This is a genomic window from Streptomyces sp. NBC_00669, assembly GCF_036226785.1.
Lineage (GTDB): Bacteria > Actinomycetota > Actinomycetes > Streptomycetales > Streptomycetaceae > Actinacidiphila.
Map to the genome: position 1 here is coordinate 3,817,619 of NZ_CP109018.1, position 20,199 is coordinate 3,837,817.

Below are 20,199 nucleotides of genomic sequence, written 5' to 3' on the forward strand. Positions count from 1 at the left end.
CGTCAGGCCCTAGTCCCACTCCAGGCCGCCGCGCCTCCACACGTAGGCGTAGGCGACGAAGACGGTGAGCACGAAGAGGAGCATCTCGACGAGCCCGAACATCCCCAGCCGGTCGAAGGTGACCGCCCACGGATAGAGGAAGACGATTTCGATGTCGAAGACGATGAAGAGCATCGCCGTCAGGTAGTACTTGATCGGGAAGCGGCCACCACCGGCCGGCTGCGGAGTCGGCTCGATGCCGCACTCATACGCTTCCAACTTGGCCCGGTTGTACCGTTTCGGCCCGATGATCGAGGCCATGAAAACGGAGAAGATCGCGAAGCCGGCCGCGAGGCCGCCCAGCACGAGGATGGGCGCGTAGGCGTTCACCGTCCCCCGCTCCTTCCAGTCGACTGTGACTGATGTACGGACCGTGACCGGGGCGGTGCGCCACGCCACAAAACCGCGAAGATCGCGCCTATGTGAGGCAGTTCACAAGCCCAAGCCGCCTGCATCCTATGCCTCCCGGTCTGTGATCTGCGACACGGGGGTCAGCACGAGCTTTGTGATCTCCACCACCTGACCAACGATCATGAAGTCGGATGAGCGGTGATCTTGCGGCGGATGGCACCCAAACGATCACTTCACGTCACATTCATGGGCGTTCTCGCTGGTCAGCGCGGCGCATCCACTATCAGACAGCCTCCGCAGCAGGCAAATTGGCGATGGACGAATCGCCGTGATAGCGCCGCCGAACCCGCCCGGGTGAGCCGCGGAACCCGGGAATGACGCGCGTGAAAGTGTGCACGAGCGCATACGTCACCGGAGGAGCGAAAACGGATCAAAGCACCCGTCAAGCAAGATCGCGAAACGGGCAATTGAGCCGTGAGCACGTCAACTGTGGCGCATCCCACCTTTATTGAACGGAACCATTCGTTCCTGATAGCCAGGGACCCATGTCCCCGAACACATCCCGGACACAGGTGTCCGACACGCATACCCATACCGGCCGCCGACGGCACGCGGCGCCCCGTGACCCGAAGTGGGTCCGCAGGGCCGGACTCGTCGGCGGCGTCGTCAGCGCGTTCGCCCTGTGCGGCGCGGCCGCTCCGGCCATGGCCGAGACCACGCACACCACCACCACGGCCGCCTCGGCGCAGGCCACGCGGGACGCGCAGTCCGCGCGCGACCTCAACGTCCGGGCGGCGACGCTCTCCACGGCTGCCTCCGCTCAGCAGGCCGTCGCGGCGCTGGAGCGGGAGGCGCTGTCCGCCGCCCTCTCCGCCGACCAGGAGAAGGCCGCCACCGACGCCGCGAAGACCGCGGCCAAGGCGCACAAGGCCGCACTCAGGAAGGCCGAGTCCGCCGCGAAGGCGGCCAAGGCCGCCAAGGCGCGGGCCGGCCAGGCCGCCTCGCGCTCCACCACCAGGACCACGCTCGGCTCGTCCGGACAGGGTTCGGTCACCGCGACGCCGACCGCGACCGTCACCGCGGCCTCGTCCAGCAAGGTCGACCAGCTCATCGCGTTCCTGAAGTCCCAGCTCGGCAAGCCCTACGTGTACGGCGCCACCGGCCCCGGCTCGTACGACTGCTCGGGCCTGACCCAGGCGGCGTTCGCCTCCATCGGCGTCGACATCCCGCGGACCTCGCAGGACCAGTCGACCGTCGGCACGCCCGTCTCGATCTCCGCCCTCCAGCCCGGCGACCTCATCTTCTGGGGCGGCGAGGGCAGCGCCTACCACGTGGGCGTCTTCATCGGTAACGGCCAGTACCTGGACGCGGCCAACCCGTCCACCCCGGTCGCCATCCACCAGCTCGCGGACTACATGCCCGACTGGGCGGTCAACGTCCTCTGAGTGCCGCTGCGTAAGGCGGGCAACCGGGTCGGCCTGCCCGCCGGGCAGACCGGTCGGAGCGAGTAGGTCCAGCGGGTCCCGAAGCGAACGCGGGTGCGGGGGACCGTCCAGAGGGAGCTTGAGCGGCTCCCCGCACCTTCGTACGGGCGTACGGCCGTACGCGCGGTCCGTCGGGCCCTTCGGGTCCGAGACCGGCCAGGGTTCTACGCGGCCTTGTGACGCGCCACGTCCGCGGCCCGGTCGTACACCTCGCGCACCCGGGAGCTCTTCAGGTACGGACGCAGGCGTCTCCTTAGGACACCGAAGTGCTCGTCGGCGCGTGCAGAGGACAAGTGCGCGTAGTCGTCGAGGAAGTCGTCCCAGGTGGCGCAGGAGGCTTCCAACTGCCCGACCTCGAGTTGCCGCTGGGCGAGCAGTCCGTTCGCGTGGGCCCTGCCCTGCTTCTCCATCGGGGGCCGCGCCCGGTTGGACTCCTGCATGGCCGTGACCGATCCCCGCACGTCGCCCAAGGCGTAGAGCACGCTGGACACGTGGAAGTGGTACGCGGCCTGGTCGTAACCGCCGACGAAGTCGCGCCGGTTGTCGGCCTGCGAAAGGGCGTCCGCCGTCTCGGCGAGATGGGAGAAGGCCCGGCGCTTGTCGCCGACGAGTGCGGCCCCCTGCGCCTGCTGTCCGGTGAGGAACGCCCGCAGTCGCGGGCCCGCCTTGGGCCCCGCCTCGGCTGCGGAGTCGGCGAGTTCCTGCGCTCGCTTCGCATGCCTGAGATCAGCCGCCTGCAGGGCCATGCCACGCAGCGTGCGGCAGTACGTCACGTGGTCCTCGGCCTCCCCGGCCAGCCGAAGTGCCTGCAGGTAGTAGCGCTGACCGAGACCGTGCGCTTTTTCGTACATGGCCATCCACCCGGTGAGGTACACGAGGTCCGACGCGGCGGCGAGCATGCTCTTCCGGGTGGCGTCCGACGCGTCGGCCCGTAGGTACGGTGCCACCGTGTTGACGAGGAAGGCGGCGGCCATGGGGCGGGCGTGGCCTCCCCCCAGTTCGTCGAGAATGTCCGCGATGCGTTCGGTCATCGTCCGTACGGTGGTGACGTCGCCCGCACCGATACGAGTCGTGTGCCCTCCCGCGCCGTACTCGGTCCGACCGACCACCTCGGCGTACAGCGGAACCGGCAACGCGGCGGCATAGAGAGCAGTTGAGAGGAAATTGCGCCTGGACGGGTCCATATCGGCTCTCCCCATCGTGACGAGTCCCACCACCGTATCCCCGGACCAACCCGCCTCCCCGGCGAACGCGGACGTTTCAGCCGCGGAGAGGGGCAGGCCCGCTTCCGCGCAGGTAACCGCCCGCCCAAGACGGCGTGCGAACGCTTCCAGCACAAGCGCGTGTGAACTCTCCCTCGGAACGTGCCCATTGAGCCACTGATGAGCTGATGCGGCCTGGTACCGGGTGGGCGTCCCACGCTCCGTGCCGATCCTGTTGACCGCCTGGGCGAACTGCCGCAGCGTCCAACCGCTCTCCTGGTATAGCCGTGCCAGCCCCTGGTTCGGCTGCCGGTCCCCCACGCCGCCCCCACTCGCCGGTCGCGCTTAACGCTCTTGACAACGAACTCGCACCATCACCATACCGCTCTGCGTGATCATTCGGTTGCATAGAGGAAACGAAGATGTCCGATCTGATGCCAGTTCGGGTATCGACACGAGAGGGGCCCAGCACAGATGACGCAGAAGACCGCACCGTGGGGGGTGGGCAGGATGGAGCTGTACGCGACCGCCGCCGCAGTCCCGGCATTCACACCCTTGATCGATCCCGAGACCCAGATCGCCATGATCGTGGACGAGGAGGGCCGCACGGTCGAGTTGGGAGACCACGGCACCAGTACGAGCGGTGTCACACCTACCAGTACGACGCCCGGCGATGGCGCGGGGCCGAGTGGCCCGACGGACTCGGACGTCACCGAGTCCTACGACCAGGACCAGTCCGACTGATGGACGACCGACCCGGGTCGGTGCTGGTGCTGACCAACAGCCGAGACGTGACGTCGGATGTCGTGCTGCGGATACTCGCCGCACGACGAGTTCCCGTGGTCCGCCTCGACCCCGGCATCGACCTGTACGCGGGTGCTTCGCTGTCCGCCGGATACGGCACGGGCGAACAAGGAGGCCTCCTGCGCACCCCGAGCCGGCAACTCGATCTCGCACACGTACGGTCCGTCTGGGTCCGCAGGCCCTCGCCCTACGGGGGCCCTCCCGGGCTGGACGAACAAGACCGCAGGTTCGCTGCGGCGCAGCATACGTGGGGAACCGGAGGCATCCTCGCCTCGCTCCCGGGAGCGCACTACGTCAACCACCCGTGGCGCAACCGTGCGGCCGAGCACAAGGCCGCCCAACTCGCCGCCGCGCAGAGAAACGGGTTCCTGGTGCCCGACACCCTCATCACCACGGACGAACACGAGGTCCAAGACTTCATGGCGCGCCAAGCCGGCACAGTCGTGTACAAACCTCTGTGGAGCATGCCGTACCGGGTGGACGGTCAGCCGCGCAGTGTCTGGGTGCGCGAGGTGAACGAGGACGAGATCACGAGTGCCGTTGCCGTCTGCCCGCACCTGTTCCAGGCCACGGTCGACAAGGAGTTCGACGTGCGGGTGACCGCCGTCAGCGATCGGTTGTTCGGTACCCGGATCGACAGCCCGGACGTCGACTGGCGTCACCGGCAGGACCTCATGCGGTGCGGACCGATCGCGGTGCCGGAGGCGGTCGCAGACTCCATCGCTTCCTACCTCGGCGAATTCGGCCTGACCTACGGCGCGTTCGACTTCGCCGTGACCGCTGACGGCCGGTGGTACTTCCTGGAGTGCAACCCCAACGGGCAGTGGGCCTGGCAGCCGGCCGAAACCACCGACGCCATCGCGCACGCCATCTGCGACGAACTACAGAAGGACTCCGACCTGTGAGCACACTGGCTCAACTGCGCGCCGCGCTGGCGGACATGCTCGCCGAGGACGGCACGCTGACGGACCCCGCGTGGCGTGGCGCCGTCGAGACGGTTCCCCGGGAGTTGTTCACACCGTCCTACTTCGAAGAGGTCCCGGACAGCTTCCCGACCCGCTACCGACCCGTGCACCAAGGTGACGACGGCTGGCTGGAGGGCGTCTACGGCGACCGGACGCTGATCACGCAACTGGACGGCCGCATCCGGCCCGGCGATGTGACCGAAGGGACCGTCACCGGCTCCCCTTCCTCGTCGTCCACCCTTCCTTCGCTGGTGCTGCGCATGTGGCACCAGCTCGATGTCGAGGCGAGGCAGCGGGTGTTGGAGGTCGGGACCGGGACCGGGTACTCGACCGCCATCGGGGCGCACCGCCTCGGGAGCGCCGCGCTCACCAGCATCGAGTACGACCCGGTGGTCGCGCAGGCAGCCTCCGCAGCACTCGGCGCAGCCGGGTACGCACCGAGGCTGATCGTCGGGGACGGCCTGCGCGGAGATCCGGAGGGCGGCGCGTACGACCGCCTGATCGCCACCTGCTCCGTCCGCTACATCCCCCTGGCCTGGCTGCACCAGGTGAAACCGGGCGGGAAGATCCTGGTCACGCTGTCCGGTTGGGGCTACGCGTCCGGGCTGGTGCTCCTCACGGTGACCGGACCCGGCACCGCCACGGGCAGGTTCCTGCCCGGGTACACCAGCTTCATGATCGCCCGCCCGCACGACCGGCCGCCCCGCCCCGCGCTTGCCCTGCTGCCCGGCGACGAGCGTCCGAGCACCATCGATCCCGCGGTCATCACCACCTGGACCGGCGGTTGGGTCGCCCAGCTCGCCGCGCCCGCGGCAGAGCGGCTGGGAGCGGGAGCCGAACAGGTCCTGTGGGACGTTTCCACCGGTTCACAGGCCCGGACCACGCCCGGACCGGACGGCGGCTGGACGGTCGTACAGCGCGGGCCCGTACGGCTGTGGGACCGGGTCGAAGCGGCCGTTCAGCGCTGGCAGGAGGCCGGCGCACCGCACCAGGAGGGCTTCGGCCTCACCGTCTCCCCGACCGGGCAGCGCGTCTGGATCGGCGACGAGGACGGTCCGGGCTGGGACCTGCCCGTCTGACCGCCGGTCGCCCCGGAGCCGTACGGGCCCGGCCCCGCGTTGCCCGGGCGCCGGTTCAGGCGCGCGGGGTGATCTTGGTGAGGCCGTTGATGATGCGGTCCATCGCGTCGCCGCCGGTGGGGTCGGTGAGGTTGGCGAGGAGCTTGAGGCAGAAGCGCATCAGCATCGGGTGGGTCAGGCCGCGCTGGGTGCACAGCTGGAGGACCTTCGGGTTGCCGATCAGCTTCACGAAGGCGCGGCCGAGGTTGTAGTAGCCGCCGTAGGTGTCCTTGAGGATGCGCGGGTAGGCGGCGAGCGCGAGTTCGCGCTGCCCGGCGGTGGCGCGGGCGTGCGCCTGGGTGATCACGTCAGCGGCGATCTGCCCGGATTCCATCGCATAGGCGATGCCCTCGCCGTTGAACGGGTTGACCAGCCCGCCCGCGTCGCCGACCAGCAGCAGGCCGCGGGTGTAGTGCGGCTGGCGGTTGAAGGCCATCGGCAGCGCGGCGCCGCGGATCGGCCCGGTCATGTTCTCCGGGGTGAAGCCCCAGTCCTCCGGCATGGAGCCGACCCACGCCTTGAGCACCTCGCGCCAGTCCAGCTCGCGGAAGGCCGCCGAGGAGTCGAGGATGCCGAGGCCCACGTTGGAGGTGCCGTCGCCGAGGCCGAAGATCCAGCCGTAGCCCGGCAGTTGGCGCGGGGCGGCGCCGCGCCGGTCCCACAGCTCCAGCCAGGACTCCAGGTAGTCGTCCTCGTGCCGCGGCGAGGTGAAGTACGTCCGCACCGCGACACCCATCGGGCGGTCGTCGCGGCGGTGCAGGCCCATCGCCAGCGACAGCCGGGTGGAGTTGCCGTCGGCGGCGACCACCAGCGGCGCGTGGAAGGCGGCCGGCGTCTTCTCCTCGCCGAGCTTGGCGGTGACGCCGGTGATCCGGCCGGTGCGCTCGTCGATGATCGGCGCTCCGACGTTGCACCGCTCGTACAGCCGCGCGCCGGCCTTCACGGCCTGCTGGGCGAGGAGTTCGTCGAAGTCCTCGCGCCTGCGCACCAGTCCGTAGTCCGGGTAGGCGGCCAGCTCCGGCCAGTCCATCTCCAGCCGCATGCCGCCGCTGATGATCCGCAGGCCCTTGTTGCGCAGCCAGCCCGCCTCCTCGGAGACGTCGATGCCCATCGACACCAGCTGCTTGGTGGCGCGCGGGGTCAGCCCGTCGCCGCAGACCTTCTCGCGCGGGAAGGCGGTCTTCTCCAGCAGCAGCACGTCGAGACCGGACTTGGCCAGGTAGTACGCGGTCGTCGAACCGGCGGGCCCGGCGCCGACGACGATCACATCGGCGCTGCGCTCGGACAGTGCGGTGTCGGTCACGTGGACTCTCCCGGTTCGGCGAAGGGCTGTTGCTGGTGTTCGACGTCGGATGCGAGGACGTCATGCCGAGTGTATGAGGCCGCCGCTCCGGGTGGAGCGGCGGCTCTCGGGAGAGCGGCGGGTCAGTGCGGGTCCGGCGGCGGCTTGCGCAGCCGGTCCGGTTCCACCACGCCCAGGTCGTGCACGACGGGCTCCGCCGGCGCGGGCGGGCCGGGGGGCTGCGGCGGGCCGTACGCCCCGGCGGGCGGGCCGGGTTGGGGCGGCACCGCGCCACCGGGGACCGCGCCGTACGTCCCGCCGGTCGTCCCGTACGTCCCGCCGTACGCCGCTCCGCTCTGGGGAACCGGGCCGTACGGCGAGGGGGCGCCCGGTCCGACCGGGTACGCCGGCGGCACCCGGCCGCCGAAGACCCGCCACACGTACGGCGCGACCAGCACGCCGCCGAACGTCCACAGCAGGCCGAGACCCAGCATCTCGGGCACCTTCGTGCCCGCGCTGACGTGGTCGAGCACGCCGGTCAGGGCCGTGTCCCCGCCGGTGCGCGCGCCGCTGACCGCGGCGAGGATCACCAGCAGGCCGGTGAACAGCGCGGCCACCGCGAACTGTTCGGGGCGGCCACGGGTCCGCCGGACCGCGAGCACCCCGATCAGCAGCGCGCAGCCGAGCCCGCCCGCGACCGTGCCGGTCACCGACCAGCCGCCCCACACGTGGTCGAGGTCGCCCAGGCCGAAGGACACGTGGTGCTCGTTGCTGGTGCCGTAGTCCGCGCCGACCCGGAACGGCGCCCCCCAGCTCAGACCCAGCCCGGAGACCCCGAGGTTGAGCAGCAGCAGCCCGGCCGCGGCCACTCCCCAGCCGGTCAGGTCGTGGTAGTGCGCGGCCGCGATCACGAAGACCACGGCGCCCGCGATGAGCAGGGTGGCCAGCAGCGCGATCGCCGTGGTGGAGACCACCCGGTACGTGGCCGCGGCACCCGGCCGCGCGGCGAGCCACGCCGTCAGCGCCGGACGGCACAGCACGATCAGCGCCGTGACCAGGCTGAGCACGAAGGTCCCCAGCATGGCCAGGAACGGCGCGGTGGTGAAGTGCGCCAGGGCGATGTGCGGCTCGGCGAAGAAGCCGATGGCGAGCGCCGCGGCGGCGGCGAGCAGCGCGACGCGTACGGCGGCCGCGGCGCTGTCGGCGGTCGTGACCGGGCCGGCGCCCGAGGCGGCGGCCGTGGCGAGTTGCCGCTTGCGCATCATCCGCAGGCCGAGCACCAGCACCAGGACCCACAGCAGGGTGACCGTCCAGGGCAGGACGGTGAGCGACGCGTGGTACGTGTGCGCGTGACCGCCGCTGCCACTGCCGCTCATGGTGTAGCCGACGTCGCTGCCGGAGTCGAAGGTGTCGTACCCGTCAGAGCCGTCGGAGCCGTCAGAACCGTCAGAGCCGTCCGAACCGTCGGAGCCGTTGTCGTAACCGTCGCTGCCGTCGTCGTACCCGTCGGAGCCGTCGTCGTACCCGTCGCTGCCGCCGTCATAGCCGTCGGAGCCATCCGAACCGTCGCTGCCGCCGTCGGAGAACTCGTCACCGTCGGAGCCGCCGTCGGAGAAGTCACCGCCGTCGCTGCCGTCGCTGCCACCGTCGGAGAACCCGTCACCGTCGTCCGAGTCGTCGAACCCGGTGTCGTCGGTGTAGGTCGTGCTCGCCTTGAGGTTGCCGCCGAGGCCCTGGACGAGGGCGGCGAGGGCGGCCCGGGTGCGGGTGGCCATGCCGACCGAGCCGCTGGGCAGCGCCGTGCCCGCGACACCCGCGATCGCCAGGGCCGCCGCGACGATGGTCAGCGCCGGGCCGAGCGCGACCAGCAGCGGCATCTCCCAGCGGCCGGTGAACACCCTCCGCACGAACACCGCGGCGGGCGAGGGCACGACCGGTCCGGGCGGCGGGTAGCCCGGCCCGTAGCCGGGCGGGCCCGGCGGTATCGCCGTCTGCCCGGTCGGCGCGCCGTACGGCGGCGGCGGTGGAGGAGGAGGCGGTGGAGGCAGCGCCCCGACCTGGGTCGGAGTGGCCTGCGGCGCGGGAGCGTCGGTCGGCGGGGGCGGCGCGAGGAGGGAAGGCGCGGTCAGGTCACGGCCGCAACGCGGGCAGAAGCGGACGCCTTCCGCCTCGGCGACCTGGTTCCCGCACGCGGGGCAGAACGGCATCGGCAACTCCGGGAGACGGCGGGGCTGCTGTCCCCCCGCGGACATCGCAGCATATGGCCCCCACCGGCGACGACGACCCGGAACCGCGGATTCCTCTTCCGTGGAGGCCGGATACCGCTTGCCGGATACAGCTACCCGTTCGCGCCGCGGTGCAGCGCCACGATCCCGCCGGTCAGGTTGCGCCAGGCCACGCCCGTCCAGCCCGCGTCCTTCAACCGCCCGGCCAGCGCCCGCTGGTCGGGCCAGGCGCGGATCGACTCGGCGAGGTACACGTACGCGTCCGGGTTGCTGCTCACCTTGGTCGCCACCGGGGGCAGCGCGCGCATCAGGTACTCGGTGTAGACGGTGCGCAGCGGCCGGTACGTCGGGTGGCTGAACTCGCAGATCACCAGCCGCCCGCCGGGCCTGGCCACCCGCCGCATCTCGCGCAGCGCCGCGTCGGTGTCGTGCACGTTGCGCAACGCGAACGAGATGGTGACCGCGTCGAACACCCCGTCGGCGAACGGCAGTCGGGTCGCGTCGCCGGCGGTCAGCGGCAGCTCCGGGTGGCGCTTCTTGCCCTCCCGCAGCATGCCGAGCGAGAAGTCACAGGGGACGACCTGCGCGCCCGCCGCCACGAACGGCAGCGACGACGTCGCCGTGCCCGCGCCCAGGTCGAGCACCCGCTCGCCCGGCCGTACGTCCAGCGCCTGCGCCACCGCCCTGCGCCACAGCCGGGTCTGGCCGAGCGACAGCACGTCGTTCGTCAGGTCGTACTTCGCCGCCACACCGTCGAACATCGCGGCGACGTCCTGCGGCTGCTTCTCCAAGGAGGCCCGTGTCACGCGCCCCACCCTACGTCCAAGGTGAGCAGGGCGGCCTTCCAGGGGCGCGGGCCCATCCGGACGTGGTACGGCCCGGCCCGTGGAGCGACCACCCGGCTTCCACCCGGCTACCGCCCGGCTGCTACCTGGCTTCGAGGATCTTCAACTCGGGGTGTGCGGTGCCGCCCTCGATCGCGGTCGAGGACAGGTGGGAGACGACGTGGTCGTCGACCGGGTCGTTCGCCGGGTCGTCGTGCACGACGAGGTGCTCGTAGGTGGTCGCGCGCTGCGCGGGCACGCGCCCGGCCGCGCGGATCAGATGGATCAGCTCCATCCGGTTGGAGCGGTGCTTCGCCCCGGCCGAGGAGACGACGTTCTCCTCCAGCATGACCGACCCGAGGTCGTCCGCGCCGTAGTGCAGCGACAGTTGGCCGACCTCCTTGCCGGTGGTGAGCCAGGACCCCTGGATGTGGGCGACGTTGTCGAGGAAGAGCCGCGCGATCGCGATCATCCGCAGGTACTCGAAGAGCGTCGCCTGCGTCTGGCCCTTCAGGTGGTTGTTCTCCGGCTGGTAGGTGTACGGGATGAACGCCCGGAACCCGCCGGTGCGGTCCTGCACGTCGCGGATCATCCGCAGGTGCTCGATCCGCTCCGCGTTGGTCTCACCGGTGCCCATGAGCATGGTCGTGGTGGACTCCACGCCCAGCCCGTGCGCGGTCTCCATGATCTCCAGCCACCGCTCGCCGGACTCCTTCAGCGGTGCGATCGCCTTCCGCGGCCGCTCCGGCAGGAGTTCCGCGCCGGCGCCGGCGAACGAGTCGAGCCCGGCGGCGTGGATACGGCGGATCGCCTCCTCCGCGCTGACCCCGGAGACCCGCGCCATGTGGTCGATCTCGGACGCGCCCAGCGAGTGGATCACCAGCTGCGGGAACTCCCGCTTGATCGCGGCGAAGTGCTCTTCGTAGTACTCGACGCCGTAGTCCGGGTGGTGGCCGCCCTGGAACATGATCTGGGTGCCGCCGAGTTCGACGGTCTCGGCGCAGCGGCGCAGGATGTCGTCGAGCCCGCGGCTCCACCCCTTGCCGGTGTCCTTCGGCGCCGCGTAGAACGCGCAGAACTTGCACGCGGTGACGCACACGTTCGTGTAGTTGATGTTGCGCTCGATGATGTACGTCGCGATGTGCTCGGTGCCCGCGTAGCGGCGGCGGCGCACCGCGTCGGCGGCGGCCCCGAGCGCGTGCAGCGGCGCGGACCGGTAGACGTCGAGCGCTTCCTCCGGGGTGATCCTGCCCCCTGCGGCGGCGCGGTCGAGGACGGCTGCGAGTTCGGTCGAGGAAGTCACCGTGGCAGGCCCTTCGGAGGATACGAATCCGGACCGGCCCAGCCTACGCCAGCGCGTTCCCCCACCCCGGACCCCCTGCCCGACCGCCCCACCGTGGGCTCCCCGGGCCGCCCGGGCGGAGGTACGGCGACCGCCACGACGGCGGGCCGCTACCCGGGGACGCTGATCCGCCGGCCCCGCCGGAGCCGGCCGCGCACCCCTTCGAACCGCAACTGGACGCTCCGGCCGTCCCGGTCCGCCTGGAGGTGCAGGTGCGGCTCGGTGGAGTTGCCGGAGTTGCCGACCTCGCCGAGCCGGTCGCCGACCGCCACCCGGTCGCCGACCCGGACCCGTACGGTGCCCGGCCGTAGATGCGCGAGGAGGACGTGTTCGCGGCCGGTGTCGATCGCGACGTGGTTGCCGGCCGGCGGCGCGAACACCACCCGGCCCGGCGCCTGGTCCGGCCAGCCGTCGGCGGCCCGCACCACGGTGCCGGCGCACGGCGCGTACAACGGGGTCCCGTAGGCCGCGTAGGTGGACGCGTCGCGGTCGACCCGCAGACCGGGCGCCCGGGTGCCGTCAGGACCGAGCTTGACCAGATCGACGGCCCAGCGCTGCTCCGGCACGACATGGTGGTGGTTGAGCCAGCGCCCGCCTCCCTGCATCACCCACCACACCCCCGGGTCGAGCGGCAGCCGCAGGGGGCTCGACACCGTCTCGGCCGCCCTGGCCCGTCGGCTCGAAGCGACCACTGCGGCCAGCGCCGCCACCAGGACCCATTCCACGGCCCCCCACAGGCTCACCGTGCCTCGCGGGCGGCCCGGCAGGCGCACGACCGAGGCCGCCGAGGCGACCGTCAGCGCGGCGAGCGCCCAACGGGCCCACCGGGGAAGGTCGGTGGCCGAGGGCGCCTTGAAGCCGAACGCCATCACCAGCAGGAACCCCACGACCGCGGCCCGGTCCAGCCACTCCCCCGCCGAGCCGGCGGTCCACAGGGCCGCCCCGGCGGCCACCAGCGCGAGCGGCCAGACCACGCGCGCCGACCACACCCGTGCGGCCCGCAGCGCCGGCGCCGCCCGCCACGGCGAGCGGGCCGCGGGCCGCCCGGCCACGTACAGCGCGGCCAGCCGACCCTCGTCGTCGACCTGGCCGGCCACGGCCACCCGGCCGCGCGGCCCCCGTGCGAACAGCCCGTCCGGTCGTTCCTCGACGCCCTCGAACGGGCCGATCCGCTCCCGCGTCCCGGCCAGGATCGCGGCCAGGCGCGGCTGCCCCACGGCCTCGACCACCCGCGGCGCCGCGGCGTACCGCTCCGCCTCGCTGCCGGCCCGGAAGAACGCGTCCAGCGCTTCGGCGGCTCCCCGTCGTCTCCCCATCCACCGCACGGTACCGACGGCGGGCTCCGACGTGGGCCGCTCGGCTCAAGGGCGGTGGGCTCAGCGCGGTGGGCTCAGGGCAGTGGGCTCAGGGCAGTGGGCTCACGCCGGGGGGAGGAGTTCCACGCCGGCGCCCGGGGGGAAGCCGACGCGGCGGGCGAACTCGGTGATGCCGGTCTGCTGGGGGGTGCCGAGCGAGAAGTCCAGGGTGGTGAAGTAGCTGCGCAGCAGCTCCTCGTCGAACGCCTCCCAGCGCGCCGCCTGCTCGGCGACCTTGTCGACCTCCTGGAGGGACAGGTCGCGGGAGGCGAGGAAGGCGCGGTGCACCTCGTGCACGGCGTCGGGGTGCGCGGCGAGGTAGTCCCGCCGGACCGCCCAGACGGCGAAGACGAAGGGCAGCCCGGTCCAGTCCTTCCACATCTGCCCGAGGTCGTGGACGGTGAGGCCGAGCCGGGGCGCGTCGTGGAGGGAGGCGCGCAGGGCGGCGTCGCCGATCAGCACCGCGGCCTCGGCCTCCTGCATCATCAGCGAGAGGTCCGGCGGGCAGCGGTAGTAGTCCGGGGTGACGCCGTACCGCTCGGCGAGCAGCAGCTCGGCGAGGCGGACGGAGGTGCGGCTGGTGGAGCCGAGCGCCACCCGCTGGCCGTCCAGCCGGTCCAGCGGCAGCTGGCTGACGATGACGCACGACATCACCGGGCCGTCGCAGCCCACCGCGATGTCGGGCAGCGCCACCAGCTGGTCGGCGTGCTTGAGGTACTCCATGAGGGTGATCGGGCCGATGTCCAGATCGCCCTCGACGAGCTGGGCGCTGAGCTTCTCCGGGGTGTCCTTCGTCAGCTCCACGTCCAGCAGCGCACCCGTCCTGGCCAGGCCCCAGTAGAGCGGGGTGCAGTTCAGAAACTGGATGTGGCCGACCCGGGGGCGGACCCGGTCGCTGTCGCTTTCACGCGCGGTTGTGTCCATATGGCGGACGCTACTCCTGGGTCACCGCGGAGCTGTGCGGGGGTGCCCCGGCGAGCCGTAAGAAGGATCTTGCAACCCTTCCCCGCTCCGGACCCCACATGCTAGGCTCATCGCAAGTTGCAGTTTGGTTTCCTTGCAGTACTAAAGCCTGCGGATCATGTAACCCGCAGGCTTTTGTAGTTTTCAGACTTCGCTGTTGCAGGTTCTGGAGCAGGGCAACCCTTTGGGCCCAAGGAGGGCTTTATGGCTACCGGAACCGTGAAGTGGTTCAACGCTGAAAAGGGCTTCGGCTTCATCGCCCAGGACGGCGGCGGCCCGGATGTCTTCGTTCACTACTCCGCGATCAACGCGACCGGCTTCCGCTCCCTCGAGGAGAACCAGCCGGTGACCTTCGACGTCACCCAGGGTCCGAAGGGCCCCCAGGCGGAGAACGTCACCCCCAGCTAGTTCTCCACTAGTCGGGACGGACAGCGGCGCGATCGCGCCCAGAACCTGCAGTACCAAGGGGCCCCGCAATTGCGCGGGGCCCCTGCCTCCTTTTACCGCCCTCTCTCCTACACCGTTCAGGGTCGGACGTCGATTGGCACCCTAACGGAGGTAGAGCGCCTCGATGTCCTCGGCGAAGTCCGCGGCGACAGCCGCCCTCCGGAGTTTCATCGACGGGGTGAGGTGGCCGCTCTCCTCGGTGAAGTCGACCGGGAGTACCCGGAAGGCGCGGATCGACTCGGCCCGGGACACCGTGGAGTTCGCGTCGTCCACGGCCTTCTGCAGTTCGGCGAGCAGGTCCGGGTCGGTGACGAGCTGCGCCGGCCGCAGCCCCTCCTTGTGCCGCATCCGCCGCCAGTGCGTGAGGCCGTCCGCCTCCAGCGTGATCAGCGCGGTCACGAACGGCCGGTTGTCGCCGACCACCATGCACTGGCCGACCAGCGGATGGGCCCGCAGCCGGTCCTCCAGGGGCGCCGGCGCCACGTTCTTGCCGCCCGCGGTGATCAGGATCTCCTTCTTCCGGCCGGTGATCCGCAGATACCCGTCCCCGTCCAGCTCGCCGATGTCCCCGGTCGGGAACCACCCGTCCACCTGCGGCACCCCGCTCGGGTCGTTCCAGTAGCCGGTGAAGACCTGCCCGCCGCGCAGCAGCACCTCCCCGTCGTCGGCGATCCGTACCGCGGTGCCGGGCAGCGGCTGCCCCACGGTGCCCAGCCGCGGCGCCAGCGGCGGGGTGACGGTGGCGGCCGCGGTGGTCTCGGTCAGGCCGTACCCCTCGAAGACCATCACCCCGGCGCCCGCGTAGAAGGCGGTGAGCCGCTCGCCCAGCGGGGAGCCGCCGCAGATCGCGTACTTGACCTTGCCGCCGAGCGCGGCCCGTATCCGGCGGTAGACCAGCGGGTCGTACAGCGCGTGCGCCATCCGCAGGCCCAGCGAGGGGCCGGGTCCCGCGCCGGTCCGCTGGGCGACCACCGCCCGGCCGTAACGCTGCGCGATCGTGGCGGCACGGTCGAACGACGACGCCCGGCCCATCTTCTCCGCGGTCGCCCGGCCGGTGTTGTAGACCTTCTCCAGCACATACGGGATGGCCAGCAGGAAGGTCGGCCGGAAGCCGGCCAGGTCGGCGAGCAGGTCCTCGGTGGCGATGCTGGGCGCGTGGCCGAGCCGGACCCGGGCGCGCAGGCAGCCGACCGCGACCATCCGCCCGAAGACGTGCGACAGCGGCAGGAAGAGCAGGGTCGAGGCGGGCTCGTCGCTCACCGACTTGAAGACCGGGTGCAGCAACTCGGTGGCGTTGTCGACCTCGGCGAAGAAGTTGCCGTGGGTGAGCACGCAGCCCTTGGGGCGGCCGGTGGTGCCCGAGGTGTAGATCAGCGTGGCCGTGCTCGCCGGGGCCAGGCCCTGCCGCCGCGAGGTGACCAGCGCGTCCGGCAACTCCTTGCCCTCCGAGCTGAGTTGCGCGATCGCGCCCGCGTCCAGCTGCCACAGCTGGCGCAGCTCCGGCAGGTCGGAGCGGCGCCCGGTCACCAGCCGGGACTGCTCCACGTTCTCCACCGCGCAGGCCGCGGCGCCCGAGTCGCCGAGTATCCACGCGATCTGCGAGGCGGACGAGGTCGGGTAGATCGGTACGGTCACCAGCCCGGCGGCCCACCCCGCGAAGTCCAGCAACGTCCACGCGTAGCTGGTCCGCGCCATGATCGCCAACCGCTCGCCCGGCCGCAGTCCGGCCGCGATCAGCCCCTTCGCGACCGCGGTGACCTCCGCGCAGAACTCCGCGGCGGTCACGTCACGCCAGGTCCCGTCCGCGCCCTCCCGGCTCAGCACGACGTCCCGCGGAGCCTCGGCCGCGTTGGTGAACGGGATGTCCGCCAAGCTGCCGCTCCTCGGCGCCTCGACCAACGGGGGTACGGCCGCCTGCACGGTCCGGCCTTCCTCGGTCACCAACTGCGGCGCCGGATGCACCGGTTGCCCTGCTTCGATCGACATGGTTGCGGCTCCAGAAGAGGTGAGGGTGAGTTGCGCCCCTTGGGGGTTGCCGTCGTCCTTCCGCGGAGCTGGCCGCACATACCCAGGGGCGCTGGGGGCACCTCCCGGCGAGGCCAGGGGGAGAACTGCGCGACGAGCCACCCACGGACCGAAAGGTCCGGGCACTCACGGGACGGGGCGCCCCGGGCGGTCCCGCTAAGGACGTTCGAGCACCGCGGTGACACCCTGTCCGCCCGCCGCGCAGATCGAGATGAGGCCGCGCCCGGGCGACCCGCGCTCCGCGAGGAGCTGCGCCAGGGTCCCCACGATCCGTGCCCCGGTCGCGGCGAAGGGATGCCCGGTGGCGAGCGACGACCCGGCCACGTTGAGCCGCGCCCGGTCGATCGTGCCGAGCGGCCCCGCCAGCCGCAGGCGATCCGCACAGAACGCCTTGTCCTCCCAGGCCGCCAGCGTCGCCAGCACCTGGGACGCGAACGCCTCGTGGATCTCGTAGAAGTCGAAGTCGCCGAGGCCGAGTCCGGCCCGCTCCAGCATCCGCGGCACGGCGTAGGCGGGTGCCATGAGCAGCCCGTCCGCGTCGGGCCGGTCGGAGACGAAGTCGACCGCGGCCGTCTCGTACGCGGTCAGGTACGCCAGCGGGGTCAGCCCGCGTGCGGCGGCCCACTCCTCGGAGCCGAGCAGGACCACCGCGGCGCCGTCGGTGAGCGGCGTGGAGTTGCCCGCGGTCATGGTGCCGCCGGGCCCGCCGTAGACGGGCTTGAGCCGGGCCAGCTTCTCCCGGGTGGAGTCGGGCCGCAGGTTCTGGTCGCGGTCCAGGCCGCGGTAGGGGCTGACCAGTGGCGCGAAGAAACCGCGGTCGTAGGCGGCGGCGAGGTTGCGGTGGCTGGCGGCGGCCAACTCGTCCTGCGCGGCCCGCGTGATGCCCCACTGCGCGGCGGTGACGGCGGCGTGCTCGCCCATCGACAGGCCGGTGCGCGGCTCGGCGTTGCGCGGCATGTCGGGCACGACGTGGCGGGGGCGCAGCCCGGCCAGCGCGCGGGCGCGGCCACCGAGGGTCTTCGCGCGGCGGGCGGCGAGCAGGGTGCGGCGCAGCTCGTCGTTGACGCCGAGCGGCGCGTCGCTGGTGGTGTCGGCGCCGCCGGCGATGCCGGAGTCGATCACGCCGAGCGCGATCTTGGCGGCGACCGCGAAGACGGCCTGGAGACCGGTGCCGCACGCCTGCTGGATGTCGTAGGCGGGGGTGGTCGGGTCGAGGACGGAGCCGAGCACGGTCTCCCGGGCGAGGTTGAAGTCGCGGGCGTGCTTGAGCACCGCCCCCGCCGCGAACTCCCCCACCGTCGCGCGGCCTTCGGCGGGGGCGCCGCCGCCGGCCAGGCCGGTGCGCTCGGCCAGGCCGTTCAGCGCGGCCGTGAGCATGTCCTGGTTGGACGCGGTGGCGTAGGGGCCGTCCGAGCGGGCGAAGGGGATGCGGTGGCCGGCGATGACGGCGACGCGGCGAACGGTATGCATGCGGAACTCCTGAGGGCTCTTGGCCGGAGCGACAACTCACCAGTAGCCTTACCGGCGGTAAACTTACTCCAGAGTAAGGAGAAGGCCAATGGCCGACCGCTATCTCGGCTTCACCGGTACGGCTCCCGGCCGCTTCCTCACCCGGCGCCTCGGGCTGCCGCAGCCGACCGCGCTGCGGCGCTGGTCGGCCGCGACCCCCGAACTCGACGGCCCCGTGCTGCGGTTGACCGCTGGCGAGCCGGCGCCGCCGGCCGCCCCGGGCGACCCGAGGCCGGCCGCGGTGGTGCTGGACGCGACGGGCGTCACCGAACCGGCCGGGCTGCGGGCGGTCCGCGACAGCCTTCACCCGCTGGTGCGTTCGCTGGCCGCGTGCGGCCGGGTGGTGGTGCTCGGCGCCCGGCCGGGCCACGCCGACGTCCACCAGGCCGCCGCCCAGCAGGCGTTGGAGGGCTTCGTCCGCTCGCTCGGCAAGGAGATCGGCCGGGGCAGGACCGTACAGCTGGTCCGGCTCGCGCCCGGCGCCGCCGCCGACTCCACGCTGGAGTTCCTGCTCTCGCCCAAGTCGGCGTACGTCAGCGGGCAGGTGATCGAGGTCGGCCCGGAGGTGGGCGGGCCGACCACCGGAGATGCCGAGGCGACCGGCGCGGCCTCCGCCCGGGACGGGGCCGCGGGGACGGGCGGCAAGCGTACGGCGCTGGTCACCGGGGCGGCCCGCGGCATCGGCGCGGCGGTCGCGGCCACGCTCGCCAGGGACGGCGCCCACGTGATCTGCCTGGACGTACCGCAGGCGGCCGACGCGCTCGCCGAGACCGCGGCCCGGATCGGCGGCACCGCGCTGACCGTGGACATCACCGCGCCCGACGCCGCCGAGCGGATCGCGGCCGCGGTGCCCGGCGGCCTGGACGTGCTGGTGCACAACGCCGGCATCACCCGCGACCGCAAGCTCGCCAACATGGCCGCCGAGGGCTGGGACGCGGTGATCGAGGTCAACCTCGGCAGCGTGCTGCGCGTCACCGACCACCTGCTGAAGGCCGGCGTGGTCCGCCCGCACGGCCGGATCGTCGGCACCGCGTCCATCGCCGGCATCGCGGGCAACGTCGGCCAGACCAACTACGCCGCCTCCAAGGCCGGCATCATCGGCTTCGTCCGCGCGCTGGCCGCCGCCCCCGAGGTGCGCGAGCGCGGCATCACCGTCAACGCGGTCGCCCCCGGCTTCATCGAGACGCGGATGACCGCCGCCGTACCGCTGTTCATCCGCGAGGCCGGGCGGCGGATGAACTCGCTCGGCCAGGGCGGGCAGCCGCAGGACGTCGCCGAGACCGTGGCCTGGTTCGCGGCGGCCGGCTCCGGCGGCGTCACCGGCCAGGTCGTCCGCGTCTGCGGCCAGTCCCTGCTGGGGGCGTGAGATGGCGCTGCTGCTCACCCTGGGGCGCGGCGCGCTGACCGGCATCGGCAAGAAGCCCTCGGCCGGCGCCGCGCTGCCGCACCGGCGGCTGACCGAGCCGGACGTACGGATCGACCCGGCGCGGATGGCCCGGTACGCGGAGGTCTGCGGCTACTCCCCCGCGGCCGACCGGGTGCCGCTCACCTACCCGCACATCCTCGGATTCCCGCTCGCCGCGCGCATCATGGCCGCGCGGGACTTCCCGCTGCCGCTGATGGGCCTGGTGCACACCTCGATCGAGATCGCCGCGCGGCGGCCCCTCACCAGCCGGGACCGGCCCGAGATCGCCGTCCACGCCGAGGAGTTGCGGCCGCATCGGCGCGGCACGGAAGTGGTGTTCGTCACGGAGGCCCTGCTCGGCGGGGAGCCGGTGTGGACCGACCGCAGTACGTATCTGGCCCGGCACGCCACCGGCCGCCCGCAGGAGCCGCGGGCCGACCGCGCCCCCGAAGCCGAGCTGCCCGCGGTCGAGGAGTGGCGGCTGCCGGCCGACCTCGGGCGCCGCCACGCCCGTGTCTCCGGCGACTACAACCCGATCCACCTGCACGCCTGGACGGCCCGGCCGCTCGGCTTCCCCCGCGCGATCGCCCACGGGATGTGGACCGTCGCCCGCAGTGTCGCTGCGCTCGGCTTGAGCGAGACGGTGCGCGCGGAATTCCGCGCTCCGGTGCCGCTGCCCTCCACGGTCACCTTCGCGGCTTCCGGACCACGGTTCGAGGTGCGCTCACGGCGGGGTCTCCACGTTTCCGGGGCAAGCTGACCCCCCGGGGTGCCCCTGCCTGCCGGTTCAGGGACCACCTGCCGGTGGGGGGTTGCCCGCGCAGTTCCCCGCGCCCCTGTCGTGGCCGGCCGCCGCGGA

Annotated in this window: 17 protein-coding genes; 7 read left to right on the top strand and 10 right to left on the bottom strand. The window is 72.3% G+C overall.

The features are described from left to right. Positions 1–9 precede the first annotated feature (9 nt). Positions 10–369, bottom strand: coding sequence for an NADH-quinone oxidoreductase subunit A (locus OG896_RS15665; protein ID WP_103887024.1), 360 nt, complete (start codon positions 367–369; stop codon positions 10–12). Positions 370–962: 593 nt separating this feature from the next. Here OG896_RS15665 and OG896_RS15670 point away from each other — a divergent pair. Then, positions 963–1,835 carry a C40 family peptidase gene (locus OG896_RS15670; RefSeq protein WP_329365960.1) on the top strand — a complete coding sequence of 291 codons (873 nt, stop codon included), beginning with the start codon at positions 963–965 and terminating at the stop codon, positions 1,833–1,835. Positions 1,836–2,038: 203 nt separating this feature from the next. Here OG896_RS15670 and OG896_RS15675 read toward each other — a convergent pair whose 3' ends face one another. After that, positions 2,039–2,905 (bottom strand): hypothetical protein, encoded by an 867-nt coding sequence (locus OG896_RS15675; protein WP_329365962.1) that lies wholly within the window; start codon positions 2,903–2,905, stop codon positions 2,039–2,041. A 645-nt stretch (positions 2,906–3,550) separates the two neighbouring features. On the opposite strand from OG896_RS15675, the gene tgmA reads away from it, so the two are divergent. Genes tgmA through tgmC form a run of 3 tightly spaced genes read left to right on the top strand, consistent with a single transcriptional unit; the run spans position 3,551 to position 5,924 of the window. Next, entirely contained in the window at positions 3,551–3,820 is a 270-nt protein-coding gene (tgmA, locus tag OG896_RS15680; protein ID WP_329365964.1) for a putative ATP-grasp-modified RiPP, read from the top strand. After that, entirely contained in the window at positions 3,820–4,785 is a 966-nt protein-coding gene (gene tgmB, locus OG896_RS15685) for an ATP-grasp ribosomal peptide maturase (protein ID WP_329365966.1), read from the top strand. Before tgmA ends, tgmB begins: the two co-directional genes overlap by 1 nt. Then, on the top strand, positions 4,782–5,924 hold the full coding sequence (gene tgmC / locus OG896_RS15690; RefSeq protein WP_329365967.1) for an ATP-grasp peptide maturase system methyltransferase: 1,143 nt from the start codon (positions 4,782–4,784) through the stop codon (positions 5,922–5,924). The genes tgmB and tgmC overlap by 4 nt, the downstream gene beginning before the upstream one ends. Before the next feature lie 55 nt (positions 5,925–5,979). On the opposite strand, the gene OG896_RS15695 is transcribed toward tgmC, so the two are convergent. From OG896_RS15695 to OG896_RS15720, 6 genes are all read right to left on the bottom strand, one after another. Then, on the bottom strand, positions 5,980–7,266 hold the full coding sequence (locus tag OG896_RS15695) for a geranylgeranyl reductase family protein (protein ID WP_329365969.1): 1,287 nt from the start codon (positions 7,264–7,266) through the stop codon (positions 5,980–5,982). Between the two features lie 122 nt (positions 7,267–7,388). Then, positions 7,389–9,452, bottom strand: a complete 2,064-nt coding sequence (locus tag OG896_RS15700) for a zinc ribbon domain-containing protein (protein WP_329365971.1) — start codon at positions 9,450–9,452, stop codon at positions 7,389–7,391. A gap of 131 nt (positions 9,453–9,583) precedes the next feature. Further along, positions 9,584–10,276, bottom strand: a complete 693-nt coding sequence (locus tag OG896_RS15705) for a demethylmenaquinone methyltransferase (RefSeq protein ID WP_329365973.1) — start codon at positions 10,274–10,276, stop codon at positions 9,584–9,586. Between the two features lie 121 nt (positions 10,277–10,397). Further along, positions 10,398–11,597, bottom strand: a complete 1,200-nt coding sequence (gene mqnC, locus OG896_RS15710) for a cyclic dehypoxanthinyl futalosine synthase (RefSeq protein ID WP_328467813.1) — start codon at positions 11,595–11,597, stop codon at positions 10,398–10,400. Positions 11,598–11,746: 149 nt separating this feature from the next. Then, the gene (locus tag OG896_RS15715) at positions 11,747–12,952 is read right to left on the bottom strand and encodes a M23 family metallopeptidase (protein ID WP_329365976.1); all 1,206 of its coding nucleotides are present in this window, start codon (positions 12,950–12,952) and stop codon (positions 11,747–11,749) included. A gap of 102 nt (positions 12,953–13,054) precedes the next feature. Continuing rightward, the gene (locus tag OG896_RS15720; RefSeq protein WP_329365977.1) at positions 13,055–13,915 is read right to left on the bottom strand and encodes a menaquinone biosynthetic enzyme MqnA/MqnD family protein; all 861 of its coding nucleotides are present in this window, start codon (positions 13,913–13,915) and stop codon (positions 13,055–13,057) included. Between the two features lie 243 nt (positions 13,916–14,158). Here OG896_RS15720 and OG896_RS15725 point away from each other — a divergent pair, with 243 nt between their 5' ends. Next, positions 14,159–14,362, top strand: coding sequence for a cold-shock protein (locus OG896_RS15725; protein ID WP_328467807.1), 204 nt, complete (start codon positions 14,159–14,161; stop codon positions 14,360–14,362). 141 nt (positions 14,363–14,503) lie between these two features. Here OG896_RS15725 and OG896_RS15730 read toward each other — a convergent pair whose 3' ends face one another. Both OG896_RS15730 and OG896_RS15735 read right to left on the bottom strand, forming a co-directional pair. After that, on the bottom strand, positions 14,504–16,387 hold the full coding sequence (locus OG896_RS15730) for an AMP-dependent synthetase/ligase (protein WP_329365980.1): 1,884 nt from the start codon (positions 16,385–16,387) through the stop codon (positions 14,504–14,506). 195 nt (positions 16,388–16,582) lie between these two features. After that, positions 16,583–17,896 (bottom strand): acetyl-CoA C-acetyltransferase, encoded by a 1,314-nt coding sequence (locus tag OG896_RS15735; RefSeq protein WP_329365982.1) that lies wholly within the window; start codon positions 17,894–17,896, stop codon positions 16,583–16,585. A gap of 88 nt (positions 17,897–17,984) precedes the next feature. On the opposite strand from OG896_RS15735, the gene OG896_RS15740 reads away from it, so the two are divergent. Together OG896_RS15740 and OG896_RS15745 are read left to right on the top strand one after the other, a co-directional pair. After that, positions 17,985–19,301: a 3-oxoacyl-ACP reductase gene (locus tag OG896_RS15740; protein WP_329365983.1), complete on the top strand. Its 1,317-nt coding sequence runs from the start codon at positions 17,985–17,987 to the stop codon at positions 19,299–19,301. Between the two features lies 1 nt (position 19,302). Continuing rightward, positions 19,303–20,100, top strand: coding sequence for a MaoC/PaaZ C-terminal domain-containing protein (locus OG896_RS15745; RefSeq protein WP_329365986.1), 798 nt, complete (start codon positions 19,303–19,305; stop codon positions 20,098–20,100). Positions 20,101–20,199: the final 99 nt, after the last annotated feature.